We start from the raw sequence: 18,576 nt of genomic DNA, 5'->3' as shown, positions 1-18,576 counted from the left end.
GACCATCCGACTGATAGGATCGAAGCCCGTGATGCAGACTCCTGGCGCGGGACCCGAGACCACCACCAAGCAGATCTTCGTGACGGGTGGTGTCGTCTCCTCGCTCGGCAAGGGCCTCACCGCGGCGAGCCTCGGCAATCTGCTGACGGCCCGCGGACTTCACGTCGTGATGCAGAAGCTCGACCCGTACCTGAACGTGGATCCGGGCACCATGAACCCGTTCCAGCACGGCGAGGTCTTCGTGACCGACGACGGCGCCGAGACCGACCTCGACATCGGCCACTACGAGCGCTTCCTCGACGTCAACCTGAGCCAGGCGGCCAACGTCACGACCGGTCAGATCTACTCGCAGGTGATCGCGCGCGAGCGCCGCGGCGAGTACCTCGGCGACACCGTGCAGGTCATCCCGCACATCACGGACGAGATCAAGCGCCGCATGCGCCTGCAGGCCGAGGCCGACCCGAAGCCCGATGTGATCATCACCGAGGTCGGCGGCACTGTCGGCGACATCGAGTCGCAGCCGTTCCTCGAGGCCGCCCGTCAGCTGCGCCACGAGCTCGGCCGCGACAACGTGTTCTTCGTGCACGTGTCGCTCGTGCCGTTCATGGGCGCGTCGGGCGAGCAGAAGACCAAGCCGACGCAGCACTCGGTGGCGGCCCTCCGCCAGGTCGGCATCCAGCCCGACGCGCTCGTGCTGCGCAGCGACCGCCCGGTGAGCGAGTCGAACCGCAACAAGATCGCGCTGATGTGCGACGTCGACGTCGAGGGCGTCGTGAACACGGTCGACCTGCCGAGCATCTACGACATCCCCTCGACGCTCAACGACCAGGGGCTCGACGCCTACATCGTGCGCCGCCTGGGCCTCGCGGCCGGCGAGGTCGACTGGACCCGCTGGAACACCGTGCTGCAGGCCGTGCACAACCCGAAGCACGAGGTCACGATCGGCCTCGTCGGCAAGTACATCGACCTGCCCGACGCCTACCTGTCGGTCACCGAGGCGCTCAAGGCGGGCGGCTTCGCGCACGACGTCAAGGTCAACATCCGCTGGATCCCCTCCGACACGTGCGAGACGCCGGAGGGCGCGGCCAAGCAGCTCGGCGACCTCGACGCGATCTGCGTGCCCGGCGGCTTCGGCATCCGCGGCATCGAGGGCAAGCTCGGCGCGCTGCGCTTCGCGCGCGAGCAGGGCATCCCCGCGCTGGGCCTGTGCCTCGGACTGCAGTGCATGGTGATCGAGTACGCGCGCAACGTGGCCGGCATCGCGGACGCGTCGTCGAGCGAGTTCGACCCCGAGACGAGCGCCCCGGTCATCGCGACCATGGCCGAGCAGGTCGACATCCTCGCCGGCGGCGACCTGGGCGGCACCATGCGCCTGGGGCTGTACCCCGCGAAGCTCGCGGAGGGCTCCATCGCGGCCGAGGTCTACGGCGCCACCGAGGTCGAGGAGCGCCACCGCCACCGCTACGAGGTCAACAACGCGTACCGCGAGCAGATCTCGGCAGCCGGCATGGTCTTCTCGGGCATCAACCCCGACCTGAACCTCGTGGAGTTCGTCGAGCTGCCGCGCGACGTGCACCCGTACTACATCGCCACGCAGGCGCACCCCGAGCTGCGTTCGCGCCCGACCGACCCGCACCCGCTGTTCCGCGGCCTGGTCGGCGCCGCGGTGGACCGTCACCGCGCGAGCGAGCTCTTCGAGGTCGAGAACGCCTGACGTGGAGATCCGAGACGAGCCCTTCGAGGTCGAGGTGGTGGACTCCCACCTCGTCTTCGAGGGCCGCGTGTGGGACGTCCGCGAGGACCGCTTCCGGTACAACGACCACGAGCTGGTCCGTCACTACATCGACCACACGGGCGCGGTCGCGGTCGTCGCGATCGACGATCAGGATCGCGTCCTGCTGATCCAGCAGTACCGCCACCCGATCCGCACGCGTGACTGGGAGATTCCGGCCGGGCTGCTGGACATCGAGGGGGAGGACCCGCTCGACACGGCCAGGCGCGAGCTGGCCGAGGAGGTCGACCTCGTCGCCGAGCACTGGGAGCGCCTGGGCCGGATGGCGCCCACCCCGGGCGGCAGCGACGAGATCATCCACCTGTTCCTCGCGACCGGGCTCTCGGCCGCGCCGCACGTGCACGCGCGCGAGGCGGAGGAGGCCGACATCCGGATCGAGTGGGTGCCGCTGGACGACGCGGTCGCCGCCGTGATGGGCGGCGAGGTGGCGAACGGCGCCATGATGCTCGGCATCATGCTCGCGGCCGAGAGGCGGCGGGCGTCCGCCCGGGCGTGACGGGCGTCGCCTGATGCGGCTCGCCGGATCATGAGACTCGAGCGCGCGATGGACGCGTACCTGCGCCACATCACGATCGAGCGGGGGCTCTCCGACCACACGGTCGCGGCCTACCGCCGGGACCTGGACGCGTACGTCGGTTGGCTGACGGAACGGGGCGTCGCCGACACCGACGCCGTGACGCCCGCGGTGATCGCGGAGTTCGCGGCGGATCGCGCGTCGGCCGAGCCGCCGCCCGCCGCGTCGTCGCTCGCGCGGCTGCAGTCCTCGGTGCGCGGCCTGCACCGGTTCCTCGCCCGCGAGGGCATCGCGGACGCGGACCCGTCGTCGCGGCTGCGACCGCCCAAGCAGGCGCGGAGGCTGCCGAAGGCGCTGACGATCGAGCAGGTCGAGCGCCTGCTGGCCGCGCCCTCGGCGGAGGACCCGATCGGCATCCGCGACCGCGCGCTGCTCGAGCTGCTGTACGCGACGGGCGCGCGCGTGTCGGAGGCCGTGCAGCTGGATGTCGACGACCTCGCGAGCGGCGACATCCTGCGCCTGCGCGGCAAGGGATCGAAGGAGCGGATCGTGCCGGTCGGGTCGTTCGCGCGGGCCGCGGTCGACGCGTACCTGACGCGTGTGCGGCCGGACCTCGCGACCCGGGGGCGGGCGACTCCGAAGCTGTTCCTCGGCGCGCGGGGCGCGCCGCTGTCGCGGCAGAGCGCGTGGCTCGTGATCCGCGCGGCCGCGGAGAAGGCGCAGCTGACCGCGCACGTGTCGCCCCACACGCTGCGCCACTCGTTCGCGACGCACCTGCTGCAGGGCGGCGCCGACGTGCGCGTGGTGCAGGAGCTGCTCGGCCACGCGTCCGTCGCGACCACCCAGATCTACACGCACGTCACGGTCGACACGCTGCGCGACGTGTACGTCACCAGCCACCCGCGGGCCCGCTGACGTCTCGCGGGCCCAGCGCGCCCGAGATCCGGATCGCCGGGCCAGGTCCCGGCGCGCCGCAATCGCGTCGTTACAATCGAGCAAGCACGTCGAAGGCGGGAGAGACTGTGGCGGAGAAGACGGATACGCGGGCCCGGAAGAAGCAGGACGAGGTCATCCTCGGTCCGACCGGGCGCCCGTACCAGGGTTTCCCGACCCCGAAGAAGCTCGACGGCCACGGCCCCGCGCGCATCATCGCCCTCTGCAACCAGAAGGGCGGCGTGGGCAAGACCACGACGACCATCAACCTGGCCGCCTCGCTCGCGGAGTACGGGCGCAAGGTGCTGGCCATCGACTTCGACCCGCAGGGCGCGCTGTCGGCCGGCCTGGGCGTCGCGACGTACGACGTCACCACGATCTACGACCTGCTGCTTGACACCAAGCGCGACCCGCACGAGGCGATCGTGCACACGGGCGTCGAGAACCTCGACCTGATCCCGGCGAACATCGATCTGTCGGCCGCGGAGGTGCACCTCGTCAACGAGGTCGCGCGCGAGATGATCCTCTCGCACGTGCTCCGCCGCGTCGCCGGCGACTACGACGTGATCCTGATCGACTGCCAGCCGTCGCTCGGCCTGCTGACGGTCAACGCCCTCACGGCGGCCCACGGCGTCATCATCCCGCTCGAGTGCGAGTTCTTCGCGCTGCGTGGCGTGGCCCTGCTGATCGAGACGATCGACAAGGTCCGCGACCGTCTGAACCCCTCGATCAAGCTCGACGGCCTGCTGGCGACCATGTACGACCCGCGCACGCTGCACTCCCGCGAGGTGCTCGAGCGGATCGTCGAGGCGTTCGGCGAGGACGTGCTCGAGACCGTCATCGGCCGCACGGTGAAGTTCCCGGACGCGTCGGTCTCGGGCGTGCCGATCATCGACTTCGCGCCCGAGCACCCGGCCGCTCAGGCCTACCTGCGACTGGCGCGGGAGCTCGTCGCCCGTGGCGCCGTCGCGTAGCGACGGCGCGCCGCCGGAGGCGGCCGACCGGCACCGGCCGTCGCCTGATCTCGAGCCGGTCCCGGCGCCGGTCGACGCGGCGCCCGAGGGGGAGAAGGGCTTCCGCGTCTCGCTGTCGAACTTCGACGGCCCGTTCGATCTGCTGCTGAACCTGATCTCGCAGCACGAGCTCGACATCACCGAGGTCGCGCTGTCGAAGGTCACCGACGAGTTCATCGCGTACCTGCGCGAGCTGGGACCCGACGAGGAGCTCGACCAGGCGTCGGAGTTCCTGGTGGTCGCCGCCACCCTGCTGGACATGAAGGTCGCCGGCCTCCTGCCGCAGGGCGAGCTCGTCGACGCCGAGTCCGTCGCGCTGCTCGAGGCCCGCGACCTGCTGTTCGCGCGCCTGCTGCAGTACCGGGCGTTCAAGGAGGTCTCGGCCTGGTTCGCGGAGCGGCTGCAGGGCGAGGAGCGGCGTCAGGTGCGCAGCGTGCCGCTCGACCCGAAGTACCGCGCGAAGACGCCCGAGCTGGTGTGGACGCTCACCCCGGCCGACTTCGCGGCCATCGCGATGCTGGCCTTCGCGCCGCGCGAGATCCCGCGCGTGGGCCTGGACCACCTGCACGCGCCGCTCGTGAGCATCCGGGAGCAGGCCGCGGTCGTGGTCACGCTGCTGCGCGGCGCCGAGCGGATGACGTTCCGCGAGCTCGTCGCGGGCGTGGACCAGGCGGGCGTCGTGGTCGCGCGGTTCATCTCGGTGCTGGAGCTCTACCGCCACGCCGCGATCAGCTTCGAGCAGCTGGAGCCGCTCGGCGAGCTCACCCTGACCTGGACGGCGGACCACTGGTCCGACGAGACGCTGGCGACCCTGGGGGCCGACTATGACCGATGACACGCAGACCGCGGCGGAGCCGGAGCTCGAGCCGGTCGCGCCGGCCGCCGAGGAGCCCGCGGAGTTCCCGGGAGGCGTCGCGCAGCGACTCGAGGCGATCCTGATGATCGTGGACGAGCCGCAGAGCGTGGTGTCGCTCGCCACGGCCGTGGGCGCACCCGTGCCCGCCGTGCGCAAGGCGCTCGCCGCGCTCGTGGAGGACTACGACGGCCGCGCCGGGACGCCCGAGCGCGGGTTCGAGCTGCGCGAGGTCGGCGGCGGCTGGCGCTTCTACGTGCGCGCGGAGTACGACGACATGGTCGCGAGCTTCGTGGGCGGCCAGGCTCCCGCGCGGCTGTCGCAGGCCGCCCTCGAGACGCTCGCGGTGATCGCGTACAAGCAGCCGGTCACGCGCTCGCAGGTGGCGTCCATCCGCGCCGTGAACGTCGACTCCGTGGTGCGCACGCTCCTGGCGCGCGGCCTCATCACCGAGGTGTCCACGCATCCGGAGACCGGCGCGATCATGTACGGGACGACCGACCTGCTGATGCAGCAGCTCGGCATCAACTCGCTCGACGAGCTGCCGCCGATCTCGCCGCTGCTGGACGACGGCTCCGACGGATTCGAGGATGTGATCGCATGAGTGCGGACGGACAGGGCGCCGAGGGCGTCCGGCTGCAGAAGGTGCTCGCGAACGCGGGCGTGGCGTCGCGCCGCGTGTCGGAGCAGCTCATCGTCGAGGGGCGCGTGCGCGTCAACGGCCAGGTCGTGACCGAGCTGGGCTCGCGCATCGACCCCGAGCACGACCTGGTCGACGTCGACGGCACGGCCATCCAGCTCGACACGAGCAAGCGCTACGTGATGCTGAACAAGCCGACCGGCGTCGTCAGCTCCATGAAGGACGATCGCGGCCGACCCGACCTGCGCCGCTTCACGAAGGACTGGCCCGAGCGGCTGTACAACGTCGGGCGCCTGGACGCCGACACGAGCGGTCTGCTCGTGCTGACCAACGACGGCGAGCTCGCGCACGTGCTCGCGCATCCGTCGTTCGGCGTGACCAAGGTGTACATCGCCAAGGTCGACGGGCGCGTGTCGCCGCAGACCATCGCGACGCTGACGCGCGGGATCGAGCTCGAGGACGGGCCGATCCACGCCGACAAGGCGCGCCTGCTCGATGCGTCGGCCGGCTCCAGCCTGGTCGAGCTCACGCTGCACTCCGGGCGCAACCGGATCGTGCGCCGCATGATGGCGGCCGTCGGCCACCCCGTGACCGAGCTCGTCCGGCGCCAGTTCGGGCCCCTGCACCTGGGAACCCTCCCAGTGGGCCGCGCCCGCGAGTTGACTAAAGTGGAGCGCGGCGCGTTGCTGACTCTCTCGCGCCGCGGATCCGACTCTCCCGAGACCGGAGCCGATCCGTCGGGGGAGAACCTGGAGACATCGTGACCGATCCTGCCGTGCCCGCGCGCGACGCGCTGGTGCCGGGCCGCGCCGCGCGCGTGACGGGCACCGTGCGCATCGTCGGCGCCGGCCTGCTGGGCGCCAGCATCGGGCACGCCCTGCGCGCCAGCGGGGTCGACGTCGTCCTGACCGACACCTCGCCCACCCAGCTGCGCCTGGCGATCGACTACGGCGCCGGCCGCGCCGAGGCGCCGGGCGACGAGCCGCGCCTGATCGTGGTCGCCGTGCCGCCGGACGTCACGGCAGACGTCGTGCAGAGCGAGCTCGAGCGGTACCCGGGCGCCGTCGTGACCGACGTCGCCTCGGTCAAGCTCGGTCCCCTCGAGGAGCTCCGCGCGCGGGGCGTCGACCTCACGCACTACATCGGCTCGCACCCCATGGCCGGCCGCGAGCGCGGCGGGGCCATCTCGGCGCGCGCCGACATCTTCACGGGCCGCCCGTGGGTGGTGTGCCGGGACGGCGAGACGCCCGCCGCCGACCTCGCGCTCGTGGAGGACCTCGCTCTGGACCTCGGCGCCATGCCGATCGAGATGACGCCCGAGGAGCACGACCGCTCGGTGGCTCTCGTCTCGCACGTGCCGCAGGTCGTCGCGAGCCTGCTCGCGGCCCGCTTCGCGGACGCCCCGGACGAGTCTCTGCGCCTCGCCGGCCAGGGCGTGCGCGACACCACGCGCATCGCCCATTCCGCCCCCGAGCTGTGGGTGCAGATCCTGGGCGCGAACGCCGCGCCCGTCGTGGATGTGCTGGACGCGCTCGCGGGGGACCTGTCGGCCCTCGCCGACGCGCTGCGCGAGCCCGACGCCGCCGGCGCCCGCCGCACCCTCGCCGACACCATCCGCCGCGGCAACGAGGGCGTCGAGCGCCTGCCCGGAAAGCACGGCCAGAACCGCCGCTTCGAGTCGCTGATCGTGATGGTCGACGACACCCCGGGCCAGCTGGGCCGCCTGTTCGGCGACCTCGGCGAGCTCGGCGTCAACATCGAGGACCTGCGGCTCGAGCACTCGCCCGGCGCCCAGTTCGGCCTCGCCGAGATCAGCGTCGTTCCGGGCGTGCTGCGCGAGGCGACCGCGGGCCTCGAGCAGCGCGGCTGGCGGATCGCGAGCACGACTCATGATTGAGAGCCGTCGATGACCGAACACCACCAGACCCCGATCATCGCGATCGACGGACCCGCCGGATCCGGCAAGTCCAGCGTCTCCAAGGAGATCGCGCGCCGCCGCGGCTACGGCTACCTCGACACGGGCGCGGGCTACCGCGCGCTGTCGTGGCATGTGCTGAACCTCGGCGCCGACACCAACGACGAGGACGCGGTGCTGGACGCGCTGCGGACCTTCGACCTGCGTCTCGGTCTCGCGCCCGACGACCGCACCGTGACGGTGGGCGGCGTGGACGTCACGTCCGCCATCCGCACGCCCGAGGTGACCGCCGCGATCGCCGGGTTCACGCGCGTGGCCGAGGTGCGCGCGTACCTCAACGGCGTCTTCCGCCGGCTGGCGGGGGAGTCCGGCCTCGACGGCGTGGTCATCGAGGGCCGCGACATCACCTCGGTCGTGGCGCCCGACGCACCGGTGCGCATCCTGATGACCGCCTCGCCCGAGGTGCGCGCGAGGCGCCGGGGCCTCGAGCTGGGCGCCGACACGACCGAGGTCGCCGAGGCGATCGCGCGCCGCGACGAGTCGGACAGCCACGTGCTGGACCTCGCGCAGGCGGACCCCGGAGTCGACGTGGTCGACTCCACCGAGCTCGACTTCGAGCAGACCATCGACGCCGTCCTCACGGTGATCGACCACAGGATCAATCAAGAGCATGGAGGCCGCGATGGCCGTTGACGACGAGTACGAAGGCAAGCCGGACCAGCTCGCCGAGCGCCTGGCCGAGGTGGACGAGGAGCTCGCCGAGCGCCGCGCCGCCGCTCTCCGCCAGGGCCTGGAGGACTACGACCTCGACGAGGAGGATGCCGCGCTGCTCGCCGGCATCCAGCGCGGCGAGGACGGCATCGAGTACCTGCCCGCGCTGCCGGTGGTCGCAATCGTCGGCCGCCCCAACGTGGGCAAGTCGGCGCTGGTCAACCGCATCCTGGGGCGTCGCGAGGCCGTGGTCGAGGACACGCCCGGCGTCACGCGCGACCGCGTGACCTACAAGGCCGAGTGGCTCGACCGCCGCTTCTCGCTCGTCGACACGGGCGGATGGGAGCCCGACGCCAAGGGCATCGACCGCTCGGTCGCGCTGCAGGCCGAGGTCGCGATCGACCTGGCCGACGTCGTGCTGTTCGTGGTCGACGCCATGGTCGGCGCCACCTCGACGGACGAGCACGTCGTGAAGCTGCTGCGCAAGACCGACAAGCCCGTGTTCCTCGTCGCCAACAAGATCGACGACGCGCGCCACGAGCCCGAGGCCTACGCCCTGTGGAACCTCGGTCTCGGCGAGCCGCACCCCGTCTCGGCCATCCACGGCCGCGGCGTGGCCGACCTGCTCGACGAGATCATGAAGGTGCTGCCCGAGGTCTCGGCCGTCGCGAAGCACGAGATCGGCGGCCCGCGCCGCGTGGCCATCCTGGGGCGCCCGAACGTGGGCAAGTCGTCGCTGCTGAACAAGGCCGCGGGCGAGGAGCGCGTGGTCGTCAACGAGCTCGCCGGCACGACGCGCGACCCGGTCGACGAGATCGTCGAGCTGGGCGGCAAGCTGTGGACGCTGGTCGACACCGCCGGCATCCGCCGCCGCGTGCACCTGCAGCAGGGCGCCGACTTCTACGCGTCGCTGCGCACGTCGGCCGCGCTCGAGAAGGCCGAGGTCGCGATCGTCGTGCTCGACGTCTCGCAGCCGATCAGCGAGCAGGACGTCCGCATCATCGACCTCGTGCTCGAGTCGGGCCGCGCGCTCGTGCTCGCGTTCAACAAGTGGGACGAGCTGCTCGCGGACGATGCGCGAGGCGGCGACCGCCGGCGCATGCTCGAGCGCGAGATCGAGACCGACCTCGCGCACGTCGCCTGGGCGCCGCGGATCAACATCTCGGCCAAGACCGGCCGCCACCTCGAGAAGCTCGTGCCCGCGCTGGAGACCGCGCTGAAGTCGTGGGACCAGCGCATCCCGACCGGCAAGTTCAACGCGTTCATCGCCGAGCTCGTCGCCGAGCACCCGCACCCGCTGCGCGGCGGCAAGCAGCCGCGCATCCTGTTCGGCACGCAGGCGGGCACCCGTCCGCCGACCTTCGTGCTGTTCACGACGGGCTTCCTCGACCCGGGCTACCGCCGCTTCGTGCAGCGCCGCCTGCGCGAGCTGTACGGCTTCGAGGGCACGCCGATCGTGATCAACATGCGCGTGCGGGAGCGCCGCCAGCGCTGATCCGGGTCGCACCGGGCCACGCCACGGCCGACGGCTCACGCGACCCTGTGCCAGTCTGGAGGGGTGACCATCGAGCCTGCTCGCCCCGGTGAACCGCCCCGGTTCACCGGCCCGCGCGACCCCGGCGACGCCTGGGTGGTGACGGAGTCGGGCGACCGGTACTGGGGGCGCTTCGGCGCGGCCGGGCTGATGGCGTTCGACGGCGAGCGGGGCGTGCTGCTGCAGCACCGCGTCGGCTGGAGCCACCACGGCGGCACCTGGGCGCTGCCGGGCGGAGCGCTCCATCAGGACGAGGCGCCGATCGACGGCGCGCTGCGCGAGGCGCACGAGGAGGCGGGCGTGCCGCTCGAGTCGGTGCGCCCGCGGTTCACGAACGTCCTCGACCTGCGGGTGTGGTCGTACACCACGGTGGTCGCCGACGTGACCGACCGGTTCGCCGCCGAGGTGACCGATCCGGAGAGCTTCGCGGTCGAGTGGGCGCCCGTCGACCAGGTAGACCGGCGTCCGCTGCATCCCGGGTTCGAGGTGGCCTGGGCGCATCTGCGCGACCTGCTGCACGTGCATCCGGTGGTCGTGGTCGACGCCGCGAACGTGATCGGGTCGGTGCCCGACGGGTGGTGGCGCGATCGCGCCGGCGCCGCGACGCGGCTGCTGACGCGCGTCGCCGCGCTCGCCGAGGCCGGCGTGCCCGCGCTCGAGCTCGACCTGGGGGCGACGCACTGGTTCCCCGAGTTCGTCGTCGTGGTGGAGGGAGCCTCGCGCGACGTGGCCGACATCGACGGCGTGCGGGTCGTACGCGCGGCCGGTGAGGGGGACGACGCCATCGCGGCCGAGGCCGCGGCGCTGGTCGAGGACGGCCGGACCGTGACCGTGGTCACGAGCGACCGGGAGCTGCGCGGGCGCGCAGAGGAGGCCGGCGCGCGGGTCCGCGGCGCCGGGTGGCTCACAGCCCTGCTGGCCTGAGTGGGTCCGGGCTCCGAGGAGGCGCTCGGTCGTCGGGAGCCGCGCGCGGTCGTCGGATCCGCGAGGCGCGCGGGGCGCTGAGCGTCGCATCCACCCCACCGGCACCACAGGTCCGACGAGCGGGCCGCTCTTCCGACGACCGGGTCAGTCGCGGCCGCGGAGGCGGTCGATGTCGCGGCGCTCGCGCTTGGTGGGCCGGCCCGCGCCGCGGTCGCGGACGGCGACGACGCCGGCGAACTCCCGGGGAGGCGGGGGAGGGGTGCGGTCCTCGAACGCCGTCGCGGCGACGGGGGCGCCGACGCGCTTGGCGATCGGCTGACGCACCACGAGGATCCGGTCGAACCCGCTGATCCGCACCCGCAACTCGTCGCCGGGGCGGACGAGCTGCGCGGCCTTGGCATGTGCGCCGTTGACGCGCACATGGCCGGCGCGGCAGGCCGTGGTCGCGGCCGAGCGGGTCTTGTAGACGCGCACGGCCCACAGCCAGCTGTCGACGCGGACGCTTCCCTCGCTCATCCCCCCATCGTACGAAGCCGGATCACGCGGTGAGGTCGAGAGCGACGACCACGCGGGTGTCGGTGGGGCGGGCGATCTCGCGGAAGCCCGCGGCCAGGAAGGTCGACAGGGCGCCGACGAACAGCGAGTTGGTGGACGGCTTGGTCGCGTCGGTCGCGATGGGGTAGCCCTCGACGACCCGGGCGCCGCTGTCGCGCGCGTACGCCACGGCCGCGTCGAGAAGCGCCGCGTTGAGCCCCTGCCTGCGGTGCTCCCTGCGGACCGAGAAGCACGTGACCGCCCACACGCCGTCGTCGTCCAGGCGCTCGACGGATCCGTTCTTCACGACGCGGCTCCGCAGGGTCCGGCGCTGGGCCGTTCGCGGTCCGATCCGGATCCATCCCGCCGCCTCGCCGTCGACGTAGGCCACCAGGCCCGGCGGGGGACCGGCCTCGAGCTCGCCTCGCAGCAGCTCGCGGCGCTCGTCCACGGAGGTCCCGTTCCACTCCGCGTTCGTCAGGACGGGCCACACGCACTGGCACGAGCGGCCGTCGCCGCCTCCCGTCAGGGCCGCCTGCACGTCGTCCCACTCCTCGATGGTCGCCGGCCGGGTCGTGATCTGCACCATGCGCGCCAGGCGACGACGCCCCACCGACACGCGCGAGCGCCCCGGTTCGCGGCACCCGTTTCGACCGGGTAGACTTGTCGAGTTGTCCGCCCATGGGCGGTCACGGGATGTGGCGCAGCTTGGTAGCGCACCTGACTGGGGGTCAGGGGGTCGCAGGTTCAAATCCTGTCATCCCGACCAATCCGCACAGAGGGACCGGCTTCGGCCGGTCCCTCTGTCGTTTCGCTGCGATCCTCCGCGCGTCTTGGCTGTGACTGAACGGGATCCGTGTCCGTGGTCGGTCGTACGGTCTGACCATGGAAAGGCTCCGCTCCTATTCCGACGGTCAGCTCATTGCGGCGGTGGCCGGCTCGAGCTCGTGGCGGGGGCTGCTGCGCGAATTGGGGCTGACCGCGACGTCCGCCGGCGCCATGCGATCGGTCCGCGCCCGGGCGGACCACCTCGGGGTCGACTACAGCCACTTCCGCGGTCGGCGGCGATGGGACGAACCCGCCCTTCGTGCGGCGATATCGACCGGAGAGTCCTGGGACGACGTGGCTGAGAAGCTCGATGTCCAGGGGCCGGGCGCGGTAAGCGTGCTCAAGGGCCACGCGCTGCGTCTGCACATCGACATCGGGCACCTCGCGGAGCCGCCGGAAGGGCGCCGGAGGGTCAGGACGCCGGACAACGCACACCTGCGCAAGGCGGGGCCGTTGCTCGCCGCCGCGTGGTTCACGCTCTGCGGCGAGGATGTGTCGTGGCCTCTCGAGCCGTGTCGCTACGACCTGCTGGTGTCGGGAGCCGACGGCATCCGGCGCATCCAGGTGAAGACCACGACCGTCCGCGCCGGTGATTCCTGGAAGGCCTACCTCTCGACCACTCGGGGACAGCGAAGGACGTACGATCCGGAGGAGATAGACGAGTTCTTCGTCATCGATCCCGACATGACGTATTACCTGATCCCGGTCACGGCGGTGGGAGGGCTCCACGCCATCCACCTCAGCGCGTACCAGGAGCACCGCCTGCCTCACCTGGGCAGTTGAGCCCGTGGCGTGTTCACATCGGCGTCACTCGGTGGCGTTAGCGTGCGGACAGGCCCCGCGATCGCGGGCCGTCGTCATGCTCGAAGGAGAACCGTGAAGCTTCACCTCGCGTCCGCGCTCGCGGCCGTGCTGGTCGCGACCGCCGCTGTGCCCGCCGCAGCCGCGCCCGAGGACCACACGCTCGACCTGACCCTGCTCGCCACCACCGACCTGCACGGCAACGTCGCGAACTGGGACTACTTCAACGACCGGCCCTACTCGGACCGGGCCGGGGACGCGATCGGGCTCGCGTCGGTCGCCTCCGTGGTCGACGCCGTCCGCGAGGAGCAGGGCGACGACAGCGTGATCGTGGTCGACAACGGCGACGCGATCCAGGGCACGCCGCTCAGCTACTACTACGCGGTGCAGGAGCCGGTCGAGGAGACCGGCGCCGTCCACCCCATGGCCGCCGCCTACGACGCGATCGGCTACGACGCGCAGGTCGTGGGCAACCACGAGTTCAACTACGGTCTCGACACGCTCGAGGCCTATGAGGGCGCGCTGGACTTCCCGCTCCTGGGCGCGAACGTCATTGACGTCGCGACGGGGGAGCCGGCCCTGAAGCCGTTCACGATCGTCGCCAAGCGCGTGCCGGGCGAGAAGCCGGTCAAGGTCGGCATCCTCGGACTCACGACGCCGGGGTCGGCCATCTGGGACAAGGGCAACGTCGAGGGCCGGCTGGAATTCCAGGACATGGTCCAGGCCGCGCAGACCTGGGTCCCGCGGGTCAAGGAGGCGGGCGCCGACGTGGTCGTCGTGCTGTCGCACGCCGGCCTGGGCGCATCGTCGTACGACGAGTCGATCGCGGCGCCCGAGAACCCCTCCGACGTCATCGCCCGCACGGTGCCGGGCATCGACGTGATGGTGCTCGGACACACGCACCGCGATGCGCCGTCGCAGACGATCGTCAACGAGGTGACCGGCGAGGAGGTGCTGCTCACGCAGCCGTACCGCTGGGGATCCACGGTCTCGCGCGTCGACCTCGACCTCAGCAAGGTGCGCGGCCAGTGGCAGGTCGACTCCGCGGAGGCGTCGGCCATCCGGACCAGGGACTACCCGCAGTCGCAGGAGATCCTCGACCTGGTCGCCGAGCAGCACGCGACCACGGTGGCGTACGTGAACCAGGTCGTCGCCCAGTCGACGCAGGAGCTGTCGGCCGTCACCTCGCGCTACGAGGACACGCCGATCATCGACTTCATCCAGCAGGTGCAGACCGACACGGTGGACGCGGCGCTCGAGGGCACGGCGTACGCCGAGCTGCCGGTGCTCTCGATCGCGGCGCCGTTCTCGCGCACCGCGGTGTTCCCGGCCGGCGACGTCTCCGTCAAGGACATCGCGTCGCTGTACATCTACGACAACACGCTCCACGCGGTGACGATGACCGGAGCGCAGATCGACGACTACCTCGAGTTCTCGAACAAGTACTTCGCCACCGTGCCGGCCGGCTCGACGTTCGACCCGGCGCGCGACACGGGCGCCGGCGGAACGCCCGACTACAACCTCGACATCATCGCGGGGCTGGACTACTCGGTGGACCTCTCGCAGCCCGTCGGCTCGCGGGTTGACGGCATCACGCTGGCCGACGGCACGCCCCTCGCGGACGACACCCAGGTGGTCGTGGCGGTCAACAACTACCGGCGCTCGGGCGGCGGCGGCTTCCCGCACATCGCCTCGGCTCCGCTCGTCTACGACGAGCAGAAGGAGATCCGCCAGCTGCTGATCGACTGGGCCCAGGCGAAGGGCACGATCGACCCGGCCGACTTCTGGCAGGACTCGTGGGAGCTCACCGTGGCGGGCACGCCGATCGGCTGATCCACACCGCTGGAACGAGGGGCCCCGCCGCACGGCGGGGCCCCTCGTCGCGTCCGCCTGGGCGGTGCACGAAGACTGCCGCCATACCGTGATCTTCCGCCCGTTTCCGCCGCCGAAGCGGGGGCGTAGGATGGCGCTCCCCGGGCGTCAGGAGGCGCCAGATGAGCACCACAAGGGGACCCCTTCGAACCGGATCGGCCGGCGGCGCGATCGCCGTACTGGCCCTTCTGCTCTCCCTGGCGGCGTGCACCGGCGGCCCGCCGCAGCCGCCGCCGACCACGGGCTCGGCCGGGCCCACCGAGACCGCCTCGCCGCCCGGCTCCACCCCGGGCGAGAGCCCGCCCGCCACCACGCCGGGCTCGACACCCGACATGACGCCCCCGGCGACGGCCAGCCCTCCGCCCGAGACGCCGTGCCCCGACGCGGGCGGGACCGACCGGGTCGAGGACGGATTCCCGCAGCGGCTCTCGACCGTCGTGGGCGCCGAGATCCGGACAGGGGCGCACGAGCCGTGCTTCGAGCGCGTGGTGATCGAGTTCTCCGGATCGGGCACGCTGCCGGGCTATCGCGTCGAGTACCGGGACGACCCGATCCTCGACGCGCCGCGGGGCGAGCCGGTCGACGTCGCCGGCGACGCGACGCTGGTCGTGTCGGCGGGCGCCTGGATGCCGGGCCCGGATGGCGCGGGTTACGACGGGCCGGCGCAGCTGCATCCCGACAACGTCTCGGTGATCCAGGAGCTCGAGCGGATCGAGAACTTCGAGAGCCAGACGTCGTGGGCGATCGGTCTCGACCGCGAGCGCGACTTCACGGTCACGACGCTCGAGGATCCGATGCGGCTGGTGGTCGACATCTCGCTCGACTGACCTCCGTCGTCCCGCTCTGTCAAGCGGATCGCCGTGCGGGGCGCGTCCGCGTCACCATGGGGCGGTGGCGGCAGACGGCGAGGAGCGCCCCGGCGCGGAGCACTGGGTCCCGCACGGCGCGGACCTGCAGGAGCTGCGACGTGCGGCCGAGGGGTGCCGCGGGTGCGAGCTGTGGCGCGACGCGACGCAGGTGGTGTTCTCGTCGGGCCCGGATGCGGCGCAGATGATGCTGGTCGGCGAGCAGCCCGGCGACCGAGAGGATCTCGAGGGCGAGCCGTTCGTCGGCCCCGCGGGACGGGTGCTGGACGAGGCGCTCGCCGCGGCGGGCGTCGCGGACGACGCGGTCTACCGCACGAACGCCGTGAAGCACTTCCGCTTCGAGCGCCGCGGCAAGCGGCGGATCCACGAGAAGCCGTCGGTCGCGCACGTCACCGCGTGTCACGCGTGGCTCGAGGAGGAGATCGCGCTCGTGCGGCCCACGGTCATCGTCGCGCTCGGCGCGATGGTCGCGCGAGCGGTGCTCGGCAGGTCGGTGAGGATCGGCGAGGTCCGCGGCATGGTGATGGAATCGTCGGACCCCTCGGGCACACCGACCGTCGTGACCGCGCACCCGTCGAGCATCCTGCGCATCCGCGAGGAGGCGGATCGACGGGCCGCGCTCGCGCATCTCGTGGACGTCCTCCGTCGGGCCGCCGAGCTGATCCGCTGAGTCCGCGCCCCGGGTCAGCCGGCGTCGCGCGGCGGGTCGTGCATGAACTCGATGCGGATGCCGTCGACGTCCTCCAGGAAGGAGGCGTAGTACCGGTCGGTGAAGCGCGGGTACTCCTTGGGGTCGCGCACCGCGGTCCAGCCGGCGTCGAGCGCGATGCGGTGCAGCCGCTCGACCTCCGCGCGCGACTCGACCGCGAACGCGAGGTGCTGCCAGCCGACCCGGCCGTGCACGTGCGGGCCCGTGCCGGGCTCGCGCGCCGGCATCACGATGAACTCGGTCTCGCCCTCGCGCCACCACGACGCGGAGTTCTCGGCGTCGGACCTCTCGAAGCCGAGCGCCTGCAGGATCGGATCGAAGCGCGCGATCGCATGCGGGACGTCGTCGACGGTGATTCCGAGGTGATCGAAGACGGGCATGGGGTCAGTGTAGGGGTGCGGCGGGGCGGTGCCGGTGGCGGTCGCCTGCGTTTCGACTCCGCTCGCTTGCGCTCGCTCCGCTCAACGACCGGGGTGGGCCGTCGCTCGCTCCGCTCAACGACGGCGGGTGGGGCTTCGCATACTGATGAATCCATCGCCGATCGAGTGTGACAATCTCTGGTCGCAGGTATTTGGAAGGCGTACTATCTCCTTTGAAGGACAATGGATGTCCGACGGGAGACGGCGATGGTGCGAGAGCTCACCCACTTCATCGGCGGAGCGCACGTGCAGGGCACGTCCGGCCGCTTCGGCGACGTGTACGACCCGAGCACCGGCGAGGTGCAGGCGCGCGTCCCGCTCGCGAGCTCGGCGGAGGTCGCGGAGGCGATCGCGGTCGCCGAGGCCGCGCAGATCGAGTGGGGCGATCAGAACCCGCAGAAGCGCGCCCGCGTGCTCCTGAAGTTCCTCGACCTGGTCGCGAAGGACCTGCCGCATCTGGCCCGTCTGCTCTCGAGCGAGCACGGCAAGACGATCGCCGACTCGATGGGCGACATCCAGCGCGGCGTCGAGGTCATCGAGTTCGCCGCGGGCGCCCCGCACCTGCTGAAGGGCGAGTACACCACGGGCGCGGGCGCGGGCATCGACGTGTACTCCATGCGCCAGCCGCTCGGGGTCGTGGCCGGCATCACGCCGTTCAACTTCCCCGCCATGATCCCGCTCTGGAAGGCGGGCCCCGCGCTCGCCGCGGGGAACGCCTTCATCCTCAAGCCCAGCGAGCGCGACCCCTCGGTCCCGCTGCGGCTCGCCGAGCTGTTCCTGGAGGCGGGGCTGCCGGCCGGGGTGCTCAACGTGGTCAACGGCGACAAGGAGGCGGTCGACGCGATCCTGCGCGACACCCGGGTCAAGGCCGTGGGCTTCGTCGGCTCGACGCCGATCGCCCAGTACATCTACGCCACGGCCGCGGCGAACGGCAAGCGGGCGCAGTGCTTCGGCGGCGCCAAGAACCACCTCGTCGTGATGCCGGATGCCGACCTCGACCAGGTCGCGGACGCGCTCGTCGGCGCGGGATACGGGTCCGCGGGGGAGCGCTGCATGGCGATCTCGGTCGCCGTGCCGGTCGGCGCCGAGACCGCGGACGCGCTCGCCGCCAAGCTCGCCGAGCGGGTCGCGCACCTGCGCGTCGGCCCGGCGCTCGAGGAGGGCTTCGACTACGGCCCGCTGGTCACGGCCGAGGCGAAGGCCCGCGTCGAGCGCTACATCCAGCTCGGCGTCGAGCAGGGTGCCACGCTGCTCGCCGACGGCCGGGGGCTCGCCGTGCCCGGCCACGAGAACGGGTTCTACATCGGCCCGACCCTCTTCGATCACGTCACGCCCGACATGGACGTCTACCGCGACGAGATCTTCGGCCCGGTGCTGATCATCGTGCGGGCCGACACCTACGAGGACGCGCTGCGCCTGGCGAGCGAGAACCCCTACGGCAACGGCGTGTCGATCTTCACGCGCGACGGGGACGCGGCTCGGGACTTCAGCGCCCGCGTGAACATCGGCATGGTCGGCGTCAACGTCCCCATCCCCGTCCCGATCGCGTACCACACGTTCGGCGGCTGGAAGAGCTCGGGGTTCGGCGACCTGAACCAGCACGGGCCGGATGCGTTCCGGTTCTACACGAAGACCAAGACGGTCACCAGCCGGTGGCCGTCGGGGATCAAGGAAGGCGCGAGCTTCGTCATCCCGACGATGCACTGAGGGGACCGTGA

At 71.9% G+C, this 18,576-nt stretch carries 19 protein-coding genes and 1 tRNA gene; 17 read left to right on the top strand and 3 right to left on the bottom strand.

The annotated features are described in order from the left end of the window. Positions 1-31 precede the first annotated feature (31 nt). The 11 genes from ACYVGN_RS05165 (at position 32) to ACYVGN_RS05115 (ending at position 10,829) form a co-directional block, all read left to right on the top strand. Positions 32-1,714 (top strand): CTP synthase, encoded by a 1,683-nt coding sequence (locus ACYVGN_RS05165; protein ID WP_055990755.1) that lies wholly within the window; start codon positions 32-34, stop codon positions 1,712-1,714. A 1-nt stretch (position 1,715) separates the two neighbouring features. After that, positions 1,716-2,288, top strand: coding sequence for an NUDIX domain-containing protein (locus ACYVGN_RS05160; RefSeq protein ID WP_055990751.1), 573 nt, complete (start codon positions 1,716-1,718; stop codon positions 2,286-2,288). Positions 2,289-2,318: 30 nt separating this feature from the next. Then, a complete protein-coding gene (gene xerD / locus ACYVGN_RS05155) occupies positions 2,319-3,221 on the top strand; it encodes a site-specific tyrosine recombinase XerD (RefSeq protein ID WP_055990747.1) in 903 nt (300 codons plus the stop codon). Positions 3,222-3,328: 107 nt separating this feature from the next. Then, on the top strand, positions 3,329-4,213 hold the full coding sequence (locus tag ACYVGN_RS05150) for a ParA family protein (protein WP_460789192.1): 885 nt from the start codon (positions 3,329-3,331) through the stop codon (positions 4,211-4,213). Beyond that, positions 4,197-5,087, top strand: coding sequence for a segregation and condensation protein A (locus ACYVGN_RS05145; protein ID WP_460789190.1), 891 nt, complete (start codon positions 4,197-4,199; stop codon positions 5,085-5,087). The genes ACYVGN_RS05150 and ACYVGN_RS05145 overlap by 17 nt, the downstream gene beginning before the upstream one ends. Continuing rightward, positions 5,077-5,709 carry an SMC-Scp complex subunit ScpB gene (scpB, locus tag ACYVGN_RS05140; RefSeq protein WP_460789189.1) on the top strand — a complete coding sequence of 211 codons (633 nt, stop codon included), beginning with the start codon at positions 5,077-5,079 and terminating at the stop codon, positions 5,707-5,709. Before ACYVGN_RS05145 ends, scpB begins: the two co-directional genes overlap by 11 nt. Beyond that, entirely contained in the window at positions 5,706-6,509 is an 804-nt protein-coding gene (locus tag ACYVGN_RS05135) for a pseudouridine synthase (protein WP_460789187.1), read from the top strand. The genes scpB and ACYVGN_RS05135 overlap by 4 nt, the downstream gene beginning before the upstream one ends. Beyond that, a complete protein-coding gene (locus ACYVGN_RS05130; protein WP_460789185.1) occupies positions 6,506-7,642 on the top strand; it encodes a prephenate dehydrogenase in 1,137 nt (378 codons plus the stop codon). The genes ACYVGN_RS05135 and ACYVGN_RS05130 overlap by 4 nt, the downstream gene beginning before the upstream one ends. Positions 7,643-7,651: 9 nt before the next feature. Further along, entirely contained in the window at positions 7,652-8,353 is a 702-nt protein-coding gene (cmk, locus tag ACYVGN_RS05125; RefSeq protein ID WP_460789184.1) for a (d)CMP kinase, read from the top strand. Beyond that, positions 8,343-9,866, top strand: coding sequence for a ribosome biogenesis GTPase Der (der, locus tag ACYVGN_RS05120; protein WP_055990779.1), 1,524 nt, complete (start codon positions 8,343-8,345; stop codon positions 9,864-9,866). Before cmk ends, der begins: the two co-directional genes overlap by 11 nt. Positions 9,867-9,929: 63 nt before the next feature. Beyond that, positions 9,930-10,829 carry an NUDIX domain-containing protein gene (locus ACYVGN_RS05115; RefSeq protein WP_460789182.1) on the top strand — a complete coding sequence of 300 codons (900 nt, stop codon included), beginning with the start codon at positions 9,930-9,932 and terminating at the stop codon, positions 10,827-10,829. 144 nt (positions 10,830-10,973) lie between these two features. On the opposite strand, the gene ACYVGN_RS05110 is transcribed toward ACYVGN_RS05115, so the two are convergent. Together ACYVGN_RS05110 and ACYVGN_RS05105 are read right to left on the bottom strand one after the other, a co-directional pair. After that, entirely contained in the window at positions 10,974-11,345 is a 372-nt protein-coding gene (locus ACYVGN_RS05110; protein WP_134746532.1) for an RNA-binding S4 domain-containing protein, read from the bottom strand. 22 nt (positions 11,346-11,367) lie between these two features. Next, the gene (locus ACYVGN_RS05105) at positions 11,368-11,952 is read right to left on the bottom strand and encodes a GNAT family N-acetyltransferase (protein WP_460789180.1); all 585 of its coding nucleotides are present in this window, start codon (positions 11,950-11,952) and stop codon (positions 11,368-11,370) included. Positions 11,953-12,055: 103 nt separating this feature from the next. On the opposite strand from ACYVGN_RS05105, the gene ACYVGN_RS05100 reads away from it, so the two are divergent. The 5 genes from ACYVGN_RS05100 to ACYVGN_RS05080 all read left to right on the top strand — a co-directional run bounded on the left by ACYVGN_RS05100 (position 12,056) and on the right by ACYVGN_RS05080 (position 16,400). Next, positions 12,056-12,132 (top strand) — tRNA-Pro (locus ACYVGN_RS05100). 116 nt (positions 12,133-12,248) lie between these two features. Then, a complete protein-coding gene (locus ACYVGN_RS05095) occupies positions 12,249-12,974 on the top strand; it encodes a group I intron-associated PD-(D/E)XK endonuclease (protein WP_460789179.1) in 726 nt (241 codons plus the stop codon). A 93-nt stretch (positions 12,975-13,067) separates the two neighbouring features. Continuing rightward, on the top strand, positions 13,068-14,825 hold the full coding sequence (locus tag ACYVGN_RS05090; RefSeq protein ID WP_460789177.1) for a bifunctional metallophosphatase/5'-nucleotidase: 1,758 nt from the start codon (positions 13,068-13,070) through the stop codon (positions 14,823-14,825). Between the two features lie 161 nt (positions 14,826-14,986). Then, positions 14,987-15,691, top strand: coding sequence for an AMIN-like domain-containing (lipo)protein (locus tag ACYVGN_RS05085; protein ID WP_460789175.1), 705 nt, complete (start codon positions 14,987-14,989; stop codon positions 15,689-15,691). A 64-nt stretch (positions 15,692-15,755) separates the two neighbouring features. Continuing rightward, positions 15,756-16,400, top strand: a complete 645-nt coding sequence (locus ACYVGN_RS05080; RefSeq protein WP_460789174.1) for a UdgX family uracil-DNA binding protein — start codon at positions 15,756-15,758, stop codon at positions 16,398-16,400. Positions 16,401-16,414: 14 nt separating this feature from the next. Here the strand turns inward: ACYVGN_RS05080 and ACYVGN_RS05075 are convergent, their stop codons facing one another. Then, positions 16,415-16,819, bottom strand: a complete 405-nt coding sequence (locus ACYVGN_RS05075) for a VOC family protein (protein ID WP_460789172.1) — start codon at positions 16,817-16,819, stop codon at positions 16,415-16,417. Positions 16,820-17,065: 246 nt separating this feature from the next. On the opposite strand from ACYVGN_RS05075, the gene ACYVGN_RS05070 reads away from it, so the two are divergent. Then, positions 17,066-18,565, top strand: coding sequence for a CoA-acylating methylmalonate-semialdehyde dehydrogenase (locus ACYVGN_RS05070; protein WP_460789171.1), 1,500 nt, complete (start codon positions 17,066-17,068; stop codon positions 18,563-18,565). Positions 18,566-18,576 lie beyond the last annotated feature (11 nt).

The organism is Microbacterium lacusdiani, from assembly GCF_054779895.1.
Note: the sequence above shows the minus strand (reverse complement) of the source record. Positions and strands in the feature narration are given on the sequence as shown.